The following is a 16,767-nucleotide window of genomic DNA, read 5'->3' on the forward strand; positions in this document are numbered from 1 at the left end:
CCCGCGCGTACGCCCCGGCCCCCGTTCCCGCCCGGGACAGGGCGGGAACGGGGGCCGGGGCCGGGGCGCGGCGGACGATCCTGCCGTCCGCCGCGCGGACTACGCCTTCTTCAGGGTGAAGTCCGTGGTCACCGTTCCCTTCTTGACGACCTTGACGGTGGTCGCGGTCGGGGCGTAGCCGTCCTTGGCCACGATCACGGTGAGCGGGTTGTTCCGGGCGTCCAGCCAGAGCGCGTAGTGGCCGTCCGCGTCCGTGATCAGGGTGTACGAGGACGCCCACGAGTCGACCTGGACGGTCGCCCCCTTGAGGGGAGCCGTGACACCGGTGGACGACTTGCCGAGCACCGTTCCGGTGATCTTGCCCCAGGTGCTGGGCGGGGCCACCGTCATGGTGACCGGGACGGACGCCACCGCGTACGGGGTGTCGGTGGTGATACCGATCTTGGCCGTGAACTCCCCGGGCTGGGTGATCTCCTCGACCGAGGCCGTCACCGACACCGCGACCGAGACGCTCGCTCCCGGAGCGAGGGTGGACCCCGAGGAGCCCAGCGACAGCCAGCTGACGTCCGAACCGCCGGTCTGGTCGTAGCCGGGGAGCAGCTCGACCGCGGTGGACGGGCTGGAGGGGCCGTCGGCGCCGCCGACCTTGAAGAAGCCCGGGGCGCCGCCACCCCGGTAGGTCGCGACATCGGCGTTGGGCAGGGCGGACCAGCTCCCGGCGACCGGGTCGTAGGCGTAGCCCGCGTTGGTGAGGGCGCCGTCGCTGACGCCGGACGAGGCCAGCAGCAGGCCGTTGGCCGCGGTGGAGGAGGAGGCCCACAGGGGCTGCGGCAGGTCCGGCAGCGCCGACCAGGCGTCGGCCACCGGGTCGTAGGCGTACGCGGACGTCAGCTCACCGGCGTCGTTGGTGCCGCCCGCGCAGTACAGCAGTCCGCCGATGGCGCCGCAGGCCTCCCAGGCGACGTCCTCGGGGTAGTCCGCCGCGGTGCTCCAGGAGTCGTCCGACGGGTCGTAGACCGTCACCGAGCCGGAGCCGCAGACGTCGGTGCAGCCGCCGACCGAGTACAGCTTGCCGTCCAGTACCGCGGAGCCCGAGCCCGCCAGCGGATCGGGGGAGGGGGCGCCGGTCGTCCAGGTGTTGGAGGCGGGGTCGTAGATCTCCAGCTTGGCGTCCGTGCTCCCGTCGGCCGCCCAGCCGCCGACGGCGTACAGCTTGCCGTCGATGAAGCCGTGGGCCGGAGCCTCCCGGGTGTCGGCCGCGTCGGCCAGCTTCGTCCAGCCGGTCTCCGCCTCGTACGAGTACAGCGACCGGGTGTCGTCGACGCCGTCGTAGCCGAACGCCGAGTAGAGCTTGCCGCCGTCGGCGGCGACGGCGTTGTCCTCGATGGCGCCGGGCAGGTCGGCGACGGTCTGCCAGGCGTCGCCGGCCTCGGCCGGAGCGGCCGTGGCGTCACGTGCCCGGCCGGCCCGGCTCTTCGCGGACAGCGGCGAGTAGTCCCCCTCCCTGGTGACCAGCGGCGCGCCCGCGGCGGCCGGTGTGAACTCCCCGCTCTTCTCGGAGAGTCCGAAGGTGGCGGGGGCGCCGCCGGTGTTCTTGACCGTGACGGTCTTCGTCGCCGAACCGCCCCAGGCGACCGGGGCGGTCACCGCGGCGGGGGTGACCTTGAGGCGCCCGGCCTTGAGGGAGAAGTCCTTCGACACCACCGAGTCCGCGGCGAAGGTCACCGCCTTGGCGGCGGAGGTGTACGGGGACTTCGCGGCGGTCAGGGTCTGCTTGCCGACCGGTGCGAAGGCCCAGTAGAAGCCGTCGCCGAGCGCCGCGTCGTCCGGGGTGGCGGCCGAGACCGTGCTCACGGCACCGGCCCCCGTGCCGGCGAGCGTGCCGCCGACGATTCCGTCACCGGTGTTGGCGTCGGTGACCTGCCCGACGACCAGGCCGCCGGGGACGGCCGACACGCTGCGGGAGCCGACGAACACGTCGTCGACCTGCCACCACCAGCCGTACTTGCCGGTGAAGTGGAACCGCACCCGCACGTCGGACTCGCCGGCGTAGCCGGTCAGCGCGACGGTGACCTTGGAACCGGTGACCGCGGTGGTGTGCGAGGAGACCGTGGACCAGGTGGTGCCGCCGTCCGCGCTCACCTCGACCTTGGCGGTCTGGCCGGAGTACGTCTTGTAGCTGGTCCGGTAGGAGAGTTCGGGCAGGTCCGTGCCGGTGAAGTCGTACGACGGGCTGGTCAGCACGGAGTCCTGGACCTTCCCGCTGCCCGCCTTGTCGCTGTCGACGACGGCGAAGGCGCCCTTGCCGCCGGTGCTGTTGGTCCGCTTGCCCGGGTCGTCGAACTGCCAGCCGCCGGTGGTACCCGCGGCGTTGGTGACGGTCCAGCCCTCGGGGGCCGAGGTGGTGGAGTCGAACGGCTCGGTGGTGCCCTCGTCAGCCGCCGTGTACCCGGCCGCGGTACCGGCCCAGACGTCCACCGGCAGGCTCACGTTGGCGGAGACCGCCGAGTCGCCCACGGTGACGACCTTGGTGACGCTCTCGTAGCCCGGGTAGTTGCTGGTGACCTTCAGGGCGTACTTCCGGCCGGCCGGGAGGTCGACCGACCAGGCGCCGGTGGCGGGGTCGGTCTCGACGGGCGCGCCCGGCACTCCGTCGACGGCGATCGCCGCGTAGAGCGGCCAGCCGTGTCCTGAACCGTCGGTGACCTTGCCGGAGACCGTCCGGCTCTGCACCGGGTCGAGCGCGAAGCTCTTGGTCACCGAGGAGCCGTCGGTGATCTCGATCCCGGCGGAGGCGGCCGTGGTGAAGCCGTAGGCGGCGACCTCCAGGTCGTAGGTGCCGGGCGTCAGGGTCAGCGCGTAGGTGCCGTCCGCACCGGACTCGGCCCGGGAGTCGCCCGCGGTGATCTCCGCACCCGCGACCGGTTCACCGGTGGCGCTGTTGGTGACGGCGCCGGTCAGCGTGCCGTGCGGACCGCTGCGGAAAGCATCCACGCCCGCGGGCGTACCGAGACCGGTCGGACCGTCCCAGCCCGCGCCCGCGGTGCAGAGCCTGGCCGGGGAGCAGGAGCCGTTGTCGCCGTCGACGACGTCGTTCAGCCCGCTGCCGCCGGCCGCGTAGGGGTAGGCCGCCGGGTAGGAACCGGTGGGCGGGGTGCCGGCCGCGGCGTACACGCCGGCGATGATCGGCGAGGAGGCGCTGGTGCCGCCGTAGACGGCCCAGCCGTCCCCGCCGTAGGTCTGGTAGACCGAGACGCCGGTCAACGGGTCGGCGACCGCGGCGACATCGGCGACCGCGCGCTGGTCGCAGTCGGTGGCGACGCCCTCCTGCCAGGCGGGCTTGTCCTCGTAGACCGAGCAGCCCGAACCCGGGCCGCCGTGGCTGTTGAACCAGACCGATTCCGACCAGCCGCGCGTGGTGGAGGAGTCCTGCGCCAGCGCGGTGCCGCCCACGGAGGTCACGAACCGCGAGGCCGCGGGGTAGGCGACACCGTAGGCGTCGTCGCCCGAGGAGGCGACCACGGCGACACCCGGGTGGTTGTAGTGGGCGTCGAATTCGGTGGTCTCCGCCGGGTCCTCACCGCTGCCCGGAGCGGTGGTGTAGCTCGTGCCGTACGAGTTCGAGACGAACTTGGCGCCCTGCGCGACCGCCTGGTCGACCGAGGCGCCCATGTCCTCGAAGGAGGCGGAGTCGGCCTCCACCAGGAGGATCTTCGCGTTCGGCGCGGCCGCCGAGACCATGTCCAGGTCGAGGGAGATCTCCCCGGCCCAGCCGCTGTTCGCCGCCGGGTAGTCGGTACCGCCCCGCTGGTCGATCTTCTGGAAGCAGCCGTTCGCCGTGGTGCAGGCGGGCAGCCCGTACTGCGCCCGGTAGACCGCGAGGTCCTCCTCGGCGGTCGGGTCGTCGTAGGCGTCGACGATGGCGATCGTCTGGCCCGCCCCGCCGCCGGCCGGCAGGTCGTAGGCGTCCTGGAGCGCGGTGGCACCCCAGCCGGACGGGGTGGTGGCGTTGGGCTGGACGCCCTTCACGGACTCCACGTCGGTGCGGCGCAGCGCGAAGCAGCGGACCTCGCCGGCCCCGGGTTCGGCGCAGGAGGCCTCGACGGACGGTTTGGTGTTCGTGCCGGTGGCCGCGGGTTCCGCCGCCGAAGCCACCGGTGCGGCGAGCCCCATGACGACGAGTGCCGAGGCGCCGACCAGGGCGGTCAGCCCGGTCCAGCCGCGTCTCCTCCGTCCGACGGTCCGTCCGGCAGCCGGTCTGGATGTTCCGGTGAAAGTCACGTGTCTCCCATGTGATGCACGGGTCGACCGCACGCTTTTCGGGTCGACGGCGAATTGTTTTCGCCGGTCAACCATTAGCCGCGACTTGCAAGGTTCATGTCAACGACGCCTTTGTTAAATCTGAACATTCCTCCACTGTTGAAGCGGCTCATTCTCGATCGAACCGAGAGGAATGTGACGCCCGATCGGTCTTCGCGGTCGAGGAGCGGGCCCCGGTCGGCCTCCTTGCGGAGGGGCTGACCTGCCTGTATGGCGGAGCCGCGCCCATCGCGACCGGACGGGGCAAGGCCGGCAGGGGGCGGAAGTCGCCACGGTGGTGGGCCTGATCCGGCCACCCGCTGACCGGCCGAAGGCTCGGGAATCCCGCAGGACGGTCCCCGACCAGTGCTCCTTCCGGCGGCGGATCCTTTCGGGCGATTACTTTCGGGCAATGATTCGTGTACGGGGCATGCGGGCGGTGAAAATCTGCGTACGGGAATTCCGGGTAAAAGCGAATCCGCGGCGACCGTGGCGCCGACCGGCTTTTCTTTTCCGCCGGAACGGGTTTGCCGTTCCGGCAAGCGGGCTTGTCCGTGCGCCGGAGCGGGCGCACTCTCTCCTCCGTAACGGGGGAAGGGCCGCCACCGACGACAGGAGACCGCATGACCAGCGAGAGCACCACGGACCCCGCGTCCGCCCCGCGCACCGACGCCGAACTGTGGGACGAGCGCTACCGCCGGAGCGACCGGATCTGGAGCGGGAACCCCAACACCGTGCTGGTCCGCGAGGTGTCGGAGCTGGAGCCGGGGCGCGCCCTGGACCTCGGCTGCGGTGAGGGCGCCGACGCCGTCTGGCTGGCCGGCCGGGGCTGGCAGGTCACCGCGACCGACCTCTCCCGGGTGGCGCTCGGGCGGGCGGCCGTCCACGCGGCGGACGCCGGAGTGGCCGACCGGATCGACTGGCAGTGGCACGACCTGGGGGTGTCGTTCCCGGAAGGACGGTACGACCTGGTCTCCGCGCAGTTCCTGCACTCCATGGGGGACCTGCCGAGGGAGCGCATCCTGCGGCGGGCGGCCGTCGCCGTCGCACCCGGCGGAATCCTGCTCGTCGTCGGCCACGCGGGCTTCCCGCACTGGGAGCCGAACCCCGACCCCCGGGTGCGGTTCCCGACCCCCGACGAGGTGCTGGCCCAGCTGGAGCCGGCGCCGGGGGAGTGGGAGGTGCTGCTCAGCGGCGAGCACGAGCGGGTGCAGAACGACCCGGACGGCAACCCCACCACCCGTACGGACAACGCGCTCAAGATCCGCCGCACGGGCTGACCCGGGCGTCCCGGTCCGCCGCACGGGCTGACCCGGGCGTCCCGGGGAGGGGCGGGCCGGGCCGCCCCGTCCCGTACGCCCCGTACACGCACGAGCGCCCGCCCCGGTCCTCCCCGGCGGGGGAGGGAGGGGCGGGCGCGCTCGGGTGGGGCGGGGATCAGGCGGCGGCCTTGATCGCGGAGATGTCGAAGGTCAGCTTGACCTTGTCGGAGACCATCACGCCACCGGTCTCCAGCGCGGCGTTCCAGGTCAGGCCCCAGTCGGAGCGGAGGATGTCGGCGCTGCCCTCGAAGCCCACGCGCTGGTTGCCGTACGGGTCGGTGGCCGAGCCGTTGAACTCCAGGTCGATGGAGAGCGGGCGGGTGACGTCCTTGATGGTGAGGTCGCCGGTGATCCGGTAGGTGTCGCCACCGAGCTGCTCGGCGGAGGTGGAGCGGAACGTCATCAGCGGGAACGTCTCGGCGTCGAAGAAGTCGCCGCTGCGCAGGTGGCCGTCGCGGTCGGCGATGCCGGTGTCGATGCTGGCGATCTTGACGTCGATCGAGGCGGTGGAGTGGTGCGGGTCGGTGCCGTTCAGCACCAGGGTGCCCTCGTGCTCACCGAAGGAGCCGCGCACGTTCGTCACCATGGCGTGGCGCACCGTGAAGCCGATGCGGCTGTGGGCCGGGTCGATCGTGTAGCTGCCGGTCAGGGCGGCGAGCGCGGGGTCCACGGCCGGCTTCTCGGCGACAGCGGTCGTGGCGGCGGACTTGCGGTTGAACAGAGCCATGGCTCCTCCTCGGGAGACGTGTTCCTCGACGTCGAAGGCCTCGGTTTGTTCAACCTTCAACGACATTGACTGTAGCCCTGTTTAGTTCAAAGTTCAACATCAGGCGCGGAAGTCGTCGCGGGGGCGCCCTCCAGGGGTGCCGGGACCCGGCCGCGACCGGGTCCCGGCACCCCTGGAGGGGCTCCGGATTCACCGCATCGTCACGGACGCGGTCTGGCGGACGCGCGTAGAACTCGGGCAGTATCGCCATGCCGCACGCCGCGACGCTCTCCGCACCCCCACGACCGTCGCGCGGCGGTCCGTCAGAAGTTGTCATGAGCAGGAGGAGATCCCCCCATGTCGACCCACCCCAGGCTCCGCTCCGCCCTCACCGCCCTCGCCCTCGTGCTGGGCGTCCTCTTCGCGCCGGGAGTCGGCGTACTCGGCGGTGCCACCGACGCCCACGCCGCCACCAAGCTCACCCACTCCCAGGCCACCGCCCGGTTCAGCTCGTCCGGGATCACCTGGTCCTCCTCGGGCGGCTGTTCCGACCGCAACGTCTCGACGTGTACCTCCTTCGACCAGCTGAACCTGGCCACCGCCCAGGGCGCCCAGACCCTCAAGAGCGCCACCGGCTGCGCCATCAACATCACGGGCGGCACGGAGACGGGCCACGCGAGCGGCACCTACTCGCACTGGAACGGCTACAAGCTCGACTTCGCGAAGAACACCTGCCTGAACAACTACGTCACCGGCACCTTCACCTACATAGGGCTCCGCGGTGACGGATACGCCCAGTACCAGGCGGCCTCCGGCAACATCTACGTCAACGAGGGCAACCACTGGGACACGACGTACTACAACTGCGGCGGCTGCTGATCCAGCGCCCGGCACCCGCGCCCGGCATCCGACGGGGCGGCAGTGCCCGGCACCCCGGGCACCCGGAAAGCGCCCACACACGCGTGTGCCCCTCTCCCGCCGTCGGGAGAGGGGCACACGCGCCGTGGGGGTCCGTCGAACCGGTCGGGCGTCCGCTCAGGAGCCGACGCTCACCGTGAAGCGCCGGGGGTTGCCGTCGTTGGCGGCGCCCGAGACGTCGGGCTGGCCGTCGGGGCGCACGTCGTCGTAGGGGAAGGCGTACCCGATCGGGCTGTTGGCGTGCACGATGCGGGACCAGTGGTTGGTCACCGCCTCCTGGTAGTAGTCCGCGGTGGTCGTCCCGTTCGGCTGGTCCGGGTGGCTGAGCATGATCGAGCGGTTGAACCCGGCCGCGAGCCGCGCCAGCAGGGCCTTCTTGTCGTCCGAGTCGGCGGGGTTGTTGGTGAAGGGCCCGTGGTTGCAGGTGAAGACGTCCTTGGACACCGGCTTGGTGAAGGTGTGGCCGCCGTCGAAGACCAGGTTGTCCCCGCTGACCCGGCCGGCCAGCACGCCCCGGCCGCCCTGCAGGTCGATCCGGAGATCGGTGGAGCGGTACTTCTCCCAGACCTGGTCGATCTGCGCCGTGAACAGGTCCCGGAAGGGCATCTGGTCCGGGCGGTCGAAGTACGGCGCCATGAGGTTCTGCGGCGAGACTACCCGCAGCACCTGGCCGTCCGAACCCCGGGTGACCAGCTGGTCCCAGGGCTGCCCGTCCGCCGCCGCCTGCGCGATCAGCCCGTCCGCGATCCGCTGCACCGCACCGTCCGGCAGCGGGGCGACCGTGTGGGTGGTGTCGCCCTCCAGGGTGAGCCCGATGGGGAGCGCCGTGACGAGGTCGACGTAGCTGATGTTGGCGTAGAGCTGCTGCGGGTTGAAGGTGAACTCGCAGAAGGACCAGGTCCGCCCGTAGTTCGGGTCCGTCGAGGTCGCGAAGGCGGGCTCCACCAGGGCCGGGCCCGGGTTCAGGTAGAAGTCCAGCGTGTCGTCGCGTACGAAGTACACCCGGGCGCCGTACATCTGGGGGAGCGTCAGCACCACCGGGTCGCCGCCCGCAGCGTTCAGCGGGATCGAGCAGTCGACCGGCAGCGGGGTCTGCGCGGCGGAGGGGGAGTCCGGCCGGTAGAGGCTGCCGTCCGCCCGGAGCAGTACCCAGCGGTCGGTGCCCTGCTCGTGGCCGGTGACGTACGCACGCACCGTGCCCGGCAGCGAGCGGTTCACCAGGGCCAGCTCGCACGTCGCGGCGGCGGCCGAGGCGCGCGGGGAGAGGGCGCTCCCCCAGACCGGGTAGCTGAGCGCCGCGGCGGAGGCGGCCGCGCCGGTGAGGAAGTTACGACGAGAGATCACGAGGAGCTCCGGAAAGTGGATGACATGGGGGGGAGCACGGTCGGACCGTGCGGGGCGGCTGTGGGGGCCGCGCTGTGGTGCGGAACACTCTCGCCACGCCCGTCACAGGCGTCAATAGGTGTGACTGAGAGCGCTCTCAGAATCCGGATTTCTTCACAACTCGTCTTCACGGCCCGCGCGTTGATGCGCACAGGGGCGCGGGGCCGCCTCGTTCGCGCCGTACCGGCCAGGAGGTGAACGCCGTACCGGTCAAGAGGTGAAGGAGAGGACGGGCCGGCGGGCCGGCGGGACGGCCGGGAGGACGTGTCGAGGGCGTGTCCGGCCGGCGGCCGGTCCGGAAGGCGCCGCGTCCGTTGTCGTTGTCCCCCGGAGCTGTCGCCGTTGTCCCCCCGGAGGGGGTGTTCCACTAGGCTCGGCCCCCGGCCCCCGGCCCCCTTCCGGACCGCCCTTCCGCCTCTTTGTGGGAACCCCATAACGCGGAGTGGGTCTCAGATGGTGGATCGCACGCATGATGCGCAGGTTCTGTCGGTCCTCGCCAGGAAACCGGTCAGGAGACTGTACGGATTCGACGGCGGTATTTCCGCTGCCGGATTCGTAGGGTCGGTACATGACCGTTGTGGACGAAATCCCGGGTGAGCCGAGCGACACGCGTGGCCGGGTGGCCGAACTGCTGGCCCTGCGTGAGCAGGCGCGGCGCGGCCCGAGCGACCGGGCGACCGAGGCGCAGCACGCCAAGGGCAAGCTGACCGCCCGCGAGCGCATCGAGCTCCTGCTGGACGCCGGTTCGTTCAAGGAGGTCGAGCAGCTCAGGCGGCACCGGGCCACCGGCTTCGGCCTGGAGTCCAAGAAGCCCTACACCGACGGTGTCATCACCGGCTGGGGCACGGTCGACGGCCGGACGGTCTTCGTCTACGCACACGACTTCCGCATCTTTGGCGGCGCGCTGGGCGAGGCCCACGCCACCAAGATCCACAAGATCATGGACATGGCCATCTCGGCCGGTGCGCCGCTGGTCTCGCTGAACGACGGCGCCGGCGCCCGTATCCAGGAGGGCGTCAGCGCGCTCGCCGGTTACGGCGGCATCTTCCAGCGCAACACCCGCGCGTCCGGTGTCATCCCGCAGATCAGCGTGATGCTCGGCCCGTGCGCCGGCGGTGCGGCCTACAGCCCCGCCCTCACCGACTTCGTCTTCATGGTCCGCGAGACCTCGCAGATGTTCATCACCGGCCCGGACGTCGTCAAGGCGGTCACCGGTGAGGAGATCACCCAGAACGGCCTCGGCGGCGCGGACGTGCACGCCGAGACCTCGGGCGTCGCGCACTTCGCGTACGACGACGAGGAGACCTGCATCGCCGAGGTCCGCTACCTCATCGGGATGCTCCCCTCGAACAACCGGGAGAACCCGCCGACGGTGGCGAGCGACGACCCGGCGGACCGCCGCGGCGACGTCCTGCTGGACCTGGTGCCCGCCGACGGCAACCGCCCGTACGACATGCACAAGGTCATCGAGGAGCTCGTCGACGACGGCGACTACCTGGAGGTCCACGAGCGCTGGGCCCGCAACATCATCTGCGCCCTCGCCCGGATGGACGGGCAGGTCGTCGGCATCGTCGCCAACCAGCCGCAGTCCCTGGCCGGCGTCCTGGACATCGAGGCGTCCGAGAAGGCCGCGCGATTCGTCCAGATGTGTGATGCCTTCAACATCCCCATCATCACTCTTCTGGACGTACCCGGCTTCCTCCCGGGCGTGGACCAGGAGCACGGTGGGATCATCCGGCACGGCGCCAAGCTGCTCTACGCCTACTGCAACGCCACCGTGCCGAGGATCTCGCTGATCCTGCGCAAGGCCTACGGCGGCGCGTACATCGTCATGGACAGCCAGTCCATCGGCGCCGACCTGACCTACGCCTGGCCGACCAACGAGATCGCGGTCATGGGAGCCGAAGGTGCCGCCAACGTCATCTTCCGCCGCCAGATCGCCGAGGCCGAGGACCCCGAGGCCATGCGGACCCGCATGGTCAAGGAGTACAAGGCCGAGCTGATGCACCCGTACTACGCGGCGGAGCGCGGACTGGTCGACGACGTGATCGACCCGGCCGAGACCCGCGAGGTGCTGATCGCCTCGCTCGCGATGCTCCGCAACAAGCACGCCGACCTGCCGTCCCGCAAGCACGGCAACCCCCCGCAGTAGTCGACGGCGCCCGCGCGGTACCCGCGCACCGGCGCACGACCTTCTGCCGAATCCTGCCGAGAAGACGGAGACACCCCATGAGCGTCACTGCTGCCGAGTCCGTGCTGCGCGTCGAGAAGGGCCACGCCGCCCCCGAGGAGCTCGCGGCCATCACCGCCGTCCTGCTCGCCCGCGCGGCGGCCCGGCCCACTCCCGTCCGCGAGGGCCGTGACACGGCCGGATGGCGTCGTCTGGAGCGCACCCCCGGCTTCCGAGCCCCGCACAGCTGGCAGGGCTGACACCCCCTCCCGGGGTTCTCCCACCCCGGGGCGGACGGACATTCCCGCTCGCACCACCCCGGAAGGCCCTGGAGGGCCGTTCTGGGGGCCGCACGAGGCCCCGGCCCGGAATTCTCCGGCCGGGGCCATTGCATGGCTGGAAACAGCCGCCACGGCCTCCGCCGGTGAGCGGGCGCCGAGGGCCGGTCCGTGCACGCGGAGAGGCGTACGGAGCCGTACGGAGTCGTACGGAGAAGCGAGCCGCCCCGCGTCACGCGGAGGAACAGAGAAGCCCCGCCCCGGTGAACAACCGGGGCGGGGCTTCTCTCCGTGCGGGGTCGTACCCGGCCGTCAGCGCAGCCGGGCCATGAGGGCGTGCTCGACGAGGGTGATGAGGGCGCTCTTGGCGTCCGCGCGGTGGCGGGCGTCGGTGGTGAGGATCGGGGTGTCGGGTCCGATCTGGAGTGCTTCTCGTACTTCGTCGGGGGTGTAGGGCTGGTGTCCGTCGAAGCCGTTGAGGGCGATGACGAAGGGGAGGCCGCTGTTCTCGAAGTAGTCGACGGCGGGGAAGCAGTCGGCGAGGCGGCGGGTGTCGACCAGGACGACGGCGCCGGTGGCGCCGCGTACGAGGTCGTCCCACATGAACCAGAAACGGTCCTGCCCGGGGGTGCCGAACAGGTACAGGATCAGGTCCTGGTCCAGGGTGATGCGTCCGAAGTCCATGGCCACCGTGGTGGTGGTCTTGTCCCCGGTGTGGGTCAGGTCGTCGATGCCCGCGGATGCGGACGTCATCACGGCTTCGGTGCGCAGCGGGTTGATCTCCGAAACGGCACCGACAAACGTGGTCTTACCCACGCCGAAGCCCCCTGCCACCACGATCTTCGCCGAGGTGGTGGAGCGGGCCGCTCCGCCGCTAGAGCTTGCGAAGTCCACTGAGCACCCTTTCGAGCAGTGTCACATCTGGCTGACCGCCGGCGGTCTCGTCGCCGCCGGGCTGATGGATAGCGACGAGTCCGGCCTCGGCCAGGTCGGCGACGAGGATCCGGGCAACGCCGAGCGGGATCGAGAGAAGGGCCGAGATCTCGGCCACCGACTTGATCTCGAAGCAGAGCCGGCAGATCCGCTGGTGCTCGGGCAACTGCCCTTGCAGCCTCGACGGATCGGCCGTCGTACTGACCAGCGCCTCGATGGCGAGCTGGTAACGCGGCCGCGTCCGTCCACCGGTCATGGCGTACGGACGGACCAACGGGTTGTGGGCGGCGGGAGCCGGCCGCGCGGGCCGCGGAGCCGGCTGTGCCACCGGCTGGATCCGGGGCGCCGGGGCGTCGAACCGCTGCGGCGGCTCCTGCCGGGGCTGCCACTCGGACTGCTGTCGCTGGGACCAGTCAGGCCCCGGCTGCTGGGGCCAGTCGGCTCCGCGCGGGTGCTGCTGCTGCACGGGCTGCTGGGGCGCCTGATACGGGTCGTAGCCCTGTGCGCCGCCCGCGCCGCTCGGCGCGGAGGGGAAGTTGAAGCGGTTTTCCCCGTGCTCGTCCGGAACCCGCTGACTGCCGTCATACGGGTGTCCGCCTGTGGGTGCTGCCACGTCTCCTCCTCCTGCTGCCATTCGCCGATCCCAGTGGGGCCGCGCCACCGCACCTTATGGCGCGGTGACGAGAAACGCACTGTCTGTCTCCTTAGTTGAGAAGACTTCCCTGGAGTTCGGCGCGCAGATCCGGCGTCAGGACACCGCCCGCACGGTCCACCAAAAGTGCCATTTCGTACCCAACCAGACCGATATCGGCGTCCGGGTGGGCCAGAACGGCAAGCGAAGATCCGTCAGAAATCGACATGATGAAGAGAAATCCTCGCTCCATCTCCACAACGGTCTGGTTGACGGCGCCGCCCTCGAAGATCCGGGAGGCACCCGCGGTCAGCGACGTCAGACCGGAGGCGACGGCCGCCAACTGGTCGGCGCGGTCGCGCGGGAACCCCTCGGACATGGCCAGCAGGAGTCCGTCGGCGGAGACCACCACCGTGTGCGACACCCCGGGGGTGCTGTCCACGAAGCTGGTGATCAACCAGTTGAGATTCTGCGCCGCCTGGCTCATCGGGCTCACACTAACGCTCCTGGTTGTAGGTATTACTGGTGTCCGACCCCTGCTTGCGCCCCTGCTGGATGCCGCGCCGCAGGTTGCTCAACCTGCCGCGGATGTCCTCGGGCGCACGGGAGACCTGTGGGCCGCCCTGCTGGGTCTGCTCCGCGGTGCCCTCGACCAAGTTGGCCTTGGGCACGCGCCGGGGAAGCCCCGAGAGGGTTATTCCGCCGGCCTTCGGGTCCCGGAGCCTCTCGGCCCGCTCCCAGCGCTCGTCGTTGGTCGAACGCCAGTCGTCCGTGTCGTTGCCGTCCTGCGGTTCGGCGGCCGACGGGGATTCCTGCCGCTGGGGCCGGTCGGCCGCCGCGGGCCGGTCGCCGACCGGCCCGTTGGGCTGCCAGTGCTGCTGCCCGCCCCGGCGCGGGAGTCCCGCGTCGGTCATGTCGTGACCCGCGTTCGCGGTGGGACCCGAATGATCGAAGCCTACGCGCTCGGGCGTCTCCTCGGGAGCGCTGGGAGCGGATTCCGTTTGTTCCTGGCCGGAGGTCTCGTAACCTCCCTGGAAACCGCCCTGTTCCAGCCACCCGTCCTGCTGGGGCTGATCACCGAGCGGCGTGAACTGGTCACCGTACGAAGGCTGTTGCGTGTCCGGGGTGGCGTACGCCTGTTCCGCATAGCCGCTTTGGGGAAGCTGCTCGGCGTCCGGCCGGTAGCCCGCGTCCGGGGCGTACGGCTCGTACGCCCCCGGGTGGCCGGTCTGCTCGAAGCCCTGCTGCGGCTGCTCGAAGGAACCCTGCTCGAAGGAAGCCTGTTCCGCCGGGCCCTGCCCGAAGGAACCCTGCTCGAACGTGCCCTGCGGGTAGCCGTTCTGGTCGTACGAGGCCTGCTGCTCGTAACCGGACGGCGCGTAGCCGGTCTGCTCGAAGCCCTGCTGCTGGGCGGCCAGGCCGTCGGCCTCGCCGGCCGCGCCGCCCTGGAGGGACTGCTCGCCGCCGGTGTGGGCGGCCTCCAGCGCGGCCCGGCGCTCCTCGCGCATCAGCGAGCGGCCCACCGGGTCGAGCGCGGGCGACTCGCTCTCGTAGCGCGAGTCGTCGAAGCCGAGTTCGGCGGCCGTGCGCATGCCCGAGAGCTGCGGAGCGGGAGCGAAGGACTGCTGCTGCTCCGGGATGATCGACGAGACGGTGAAGCTGTCCGGCTCGGCGGCCGGTTCGCCGCCGCCACCGTGGGTGATCGCGTCCGGCAGCATGACCAGGGAGGTCGTACCGGCCTGCTCGCCCGAGGGACGCAGCTGGACCCTGACGCCGTGGCGGTCGGAGAGCCGGCCGACCACGAAGAGACCCATCCGCTGGGAGACCGCGGCGTCCACGGTCGGCGGGTTGGCCAGCTTGTGGTTGATGTCGGCGAAGTCCTCGGCGGTGAGGCCGATCCCCTTGTCGTGGATCTCGATCATCACCCGGCCGTCCGGCAGCCGGGTCGCGGTGACGCGGACCTTGGTCTGCGGCGAGGAGAACACCGTGGCGTTCTCCAGCAGCTCCGCCAGCAGGTGCACGAGGTCGGTCACGGCCTGGCCGTGGATCTCGGTGTCCGGGACCCCGGTGAGCTCGATGCGCTCGTACGACTCCACCTCGGAGGAGGCGGCGCGGAGCACGTCCACCAGCGGCACCGGCTGGTTCCAGCGGCGGCCCGGCTCCTCGCCGGCGAGGACCAGGAGGTTCTCGCCGTTGCGGCGCATACGGGTGGCCAGGTGGTCCAGCTTGAAGAGGCTCTCCAGCTGGTCCGGGTCGGCCTCGTTGTTCTCCAGGTCGGTGATGAGGGTCAGCTGGCCCTCGATGAGCGACTGGTTGCGGCGCGAGAGGTTGGTGAAGATCGCGTTGACGTTCCCCCGCAGCATCGCCTGCTCGGAGGCGAGCCGGACGGCCTCGCGGTGCACCTGGTCGAAGGCGCGGGCGACCTCGCCGATCTCGTCGCTGGTGTTGATCGGGATGGGCTTCACGCGGGTGTCGACCCGGCCCGGCTCGGTCCGCGACAGCTGGTCGACCAGCGACGGCAGACGCTGCTCGGCGACCTCGAAGGCGGCGGTACGCAGCCGGCGCATCGCCCGGCTCATCTGGCGGGCCATGAACCCGGCCACGACGAACGCGGCGAGCAGGGCGACGACGACGATCGAGGCGTTGACGATGGCGTCGGTCTTGGCGTCGGAGGAGATCTGCGCGGCCTCCTCCACCGCCTTGTCGACGAGCTCGTCCGTGACGGTGGCGTACCCCTCGAACTTCGCGGTGGCGGCGGCCGTCCAGGTCTCCGGGGTGATCCCCTTCGCCTTCAGCTCGGACGGCGACAGCCCCCGGCCGATCTGCGCGGCCATTCCGTCGAAGACGGAGCCGTCGACGCTGGGCGGGGTCACGAACGGAACCCCGGCCGCCTCGGCCTTCTCCTTGGCGGCCTTCAGCTGCGTGGCGCCCTCGGCGGCCTTGCCGACCATGACCTCCTTGAGGCGGTCGACGTCCGCCTGGGTACCACCGGAGTTGAACTCGCCGAGGGCGATCTGCTCCAGGTAGTTGTACGAGCCGAAGGCCTTGACCTGGGCGTTGAAGGTGTCCTCGTCCTCGCTCGGGCGCACCAGCAGGTGCAGGCCGATCGAGCGCTGGAGGGACTCCGCCGCCTGCGAGAGTTCGAGCGCGTAGACGGTGCGGCCGTAGCTGGTGACGTTGCCAGTACCCAGGCCGAGCTCGTTGGCGAACTCCATCAGCGAGTGCTGGATCTGGGTGTAGCCCTCCTCGGTCTTCACCGGGTCCAGGCTCTTCGTGTACGCGGCCTTGCGCAGCGCGGCGAGCTTCGGCTCCTCGCTCTTGAAGAGCTTCAGCCGGCGCTGGAGACCGGGGGTCTGCGGCATGCTCGCCACCGCGTCGGTGAACCCCGAGGCCGCGGTGTCGGTGGCGGCGCGGGTCTGCGTCACGGCCGAGGCGGTGGACTCCTTGGACAGGAGCGGCTGGGCGGTGAGGTCGCGCTCGTTCAGCAGCGCCTGTCCGTAGACGGAGGCCGACCTGACGATGAGGGCGGTCTTCTCCGCCTCCTGGGCCTCGTTCCAGGTGTCGATCGACCCCTTCACCTGGAAGCCGCCCATGGTGAGGCCCACCAGCGCGGGGATCAGGAGGATCGCGTTCAGCCGCGTCGCCACACGCCAGTTGCGCGGGGACAGCTTGCTCGTGCTGCCGACGGGCGATCCGTCGTCGGCCGCGTCCGCGCGGTCGGCGCGCTCCCCGGGGGATACAGCGGTGCGCGGCGGCGTGAAGTTGCCCCGCTCTGGCTGCGTCGGGGAGCCCTCGTTGCTTCGCCTCACTCGACCAACAACCTCTCGGCGTCGGCACCTACGTTGTGCCGGTAAATTCGTTCAGGGCCGTACTACTCGGGAGTTCGCCGCATTCCAGCATGGGGAGCTGCCGCGTTCCAAACACTCGGACCCGATCGGTCCGAGTGGTGCAAGCCTCAGATAAAACGGGCATAAAGAACGAGCCCCGCCAAAAGGCGAGGCTCACATGAGCGGAGCGGCACCGGGCGGATGCGTCGGGTGTCGGACCACGGGAAATTCTCTGTCGAAACGTTATGAACGCGGGGGCGGATCGTGTCGAAGGACACAGGGGCCACCCCCGCGTGACTA

General features: G+C 70.8%; 11 protein-coding genes. 4 read left to right on the forward strand and 7 right to left on the reverse strand.

The window, feature by feature from the left end; genetic code table 11:
• Nucleotides 1-99: 99 nt before the first annotated feature.
• The gene (locus tag ACWCWD_RS14185; RefSeq protein ID WP_450772849.1) at nucleotides 100-4,281 is read right to left on the reverse strand and encodes a carboxypeptidase regulatory-like domain-containing protein; all 4,182 of its coding nucleotides are present in this window, start codon (nucleotides 4,279-4,281) and stop codon (nucleotides 100-102) included.
• Between the two features lie 641 nt (nucleotides 4,282-4,922).
• Between ACWCWD_RS14185 and ACWCWD_RS14190 the strand changes: the two genes are divergently transcribed.
• Nucleotides 4,923-5,579, forward strand: coding sequence for a class I SAM-dependent methyltransferase (locus ACWCWD_RS14190; RefSeq protein WP_450772850.1), 657 nt, complete (start codon nucleotides 4,923-4,925; stop codon nucleotides 5,577-5,579).
• A 157-nt stretch (nucleotides 5,580-5,736) separates the two neighbouring features.
• On the opposite strand, the gene ACWCWD_RS14195 is transcribed toward ACWCWD_RS14190, so the two are convergent.
• The gene (locus ACWCWD_RS14195; RefSeq protein ID WP_450772851.1) at nucleotides 5,737-6,348 is read right to left on the reverse strand and encodes a YceI family protein; all 612 of its coding nucleotides are present in this window, start codon (nucleotides 6,346-6,348) and stop codon (nucleotides 5,737-5,739) included.
• A 336-nt stretch (nucleotides 6,349-6,684) separates the two neighbouring features.
• Here ACWCWD_RS14195 and ACWCWD_RS14200 point away from each other — a divergent pair, with 336 nt between their 5' ends.
• Nucleotides 6,685-7,206, forward strand: a complete 522-nt coding sequence (locus ACWCWD_RS14200) for a hypothetical protein (RefSeq protein WP_450772852.1) — start codon at nucleotides 6,685-6,687, stop codon at nucleotides 7,204-7,206.
• Between the two features lie 156 nt (nucleotides 7,207-7,362).
• Here the strand turns inward: ACWCWD_RS14200 and ACWCWD_RS14205 are convergent, their stop codons facing one another.
• A complete protein-coding gene (locus ACWCWD_RS14205; protein ID WP_450772853.1) occupies nucleotides 7,363-8,589 on the reverse strand; it encodes a glycoside hydrolase family 64 protein in 1,227 nt (408 codons plus the stop codon).
• Nucleotides 8,590-9,196: 607 nt separating this feature from the next.
• Here ACWCWD_RS14205 and ACWCWD_RS14210 point away from each other — a divergent pair.
• Both ACWCWD_RS14210 and ACWCWD_RS14215 read left to right on the forward strand, forming a co-directional pair.
• On the forward strand, nucleotides 9,197-10,780 hold the full coding sequence (locus tag ACWCWD_RS14210; RefSeq protein WP_266709507.1) for an acyl-CoA carboxylase subunit beta: 1,584 nt from the start codon (nucleotides 9,197-9,199) through the stop codon (nucleotides 10,778-10,780).
• A 77-nt stretch (nucleotides 10,781-10,857) separates the two neighbouring features.
• Nucleotides 10,858-11,058 (forward strand): acyl-CoA carboxylase subunit epsilon, encoded by a 201-nt coding sequence (locus tag ACWCWD_RS14215; protein WP_450772855.1) that lies wholly within the window; start codon nucleotides 10,858-10,860, stop codon nucleotides 11,056-11,058.
• A gap of 330 nt (nucleotides 11,059-11,388) precedes the next feature.
• Here ACWCWD_RS14215 and ACWCWD_RS14220 read toward each other — a convergent pair whose 3' ends face one another.
• The 4 genes from ACWCWD_RS14220 to ACWCWD_RS14235 form a co-directional block, all read right to left on the reverse strand.
• Complete coding sequence (locus ACWCWD_RS14220) at nucleotides 11,389-11,970, reverse strand: GTP-binding protein (RefSeq protein ID WP_450772856.1); 582 nt, start codon at nucleotides 11,968-11,970, stop codon at nucleotides 11,389-11,391.
• Nucleotides 11,951-12,622, reverse strand: a complete 672-nt coding sequence (locus ACWCWD_RS14225) for a DUF742 domain-containing protein (RefSeq protein WP_450772858.1) — start codon at nucleotides 12,620-12,622, stop codon at nucleotides 11,951-11,953. Before ACWCWD_RS14225 ends, ACWCWD_RS14220 begins: the two co-directional genes overlap by 20 nt.
• Before the next feature lie 91 nt (nucleotides 12,623-12,713).
• Nucleotides 12,714-13,127 carry a roadblock/LC7 domain-containing protein gene (locus tag ACWCWD_RS14230; protein WP_266709517.1) on the reverse strand — a complete coding sequence of 138 codons (414 nt, stop codon included), beginning with the start codon at nucleotides 13,125-13,127 and terminating at the stop codon, nucleotides 12,714-12,716.
• 10 nt (nucleotides 13,128-13,137) lie between these two features.
• Nucleotides 13,138-16,449 (reverse strand): nitrate- and nitrite sensing domain-containing protein, encoded by a 3,312-nt coding sequence (locus tag ACWCWD_RS14235; protein ID WP_450772860.1) that lies wholly within the window; start codon nucleotides 16,447-16,449, stop codon nucleotides 13,138-13,140.
• Between the last annotated feature and the right edge of the window lie 318 nt (nucleotides 16,450-16,767).

The sequence above is a fragment of the Streptomyces sp. NPDC001493 genome (assembly GCF_053597235.1).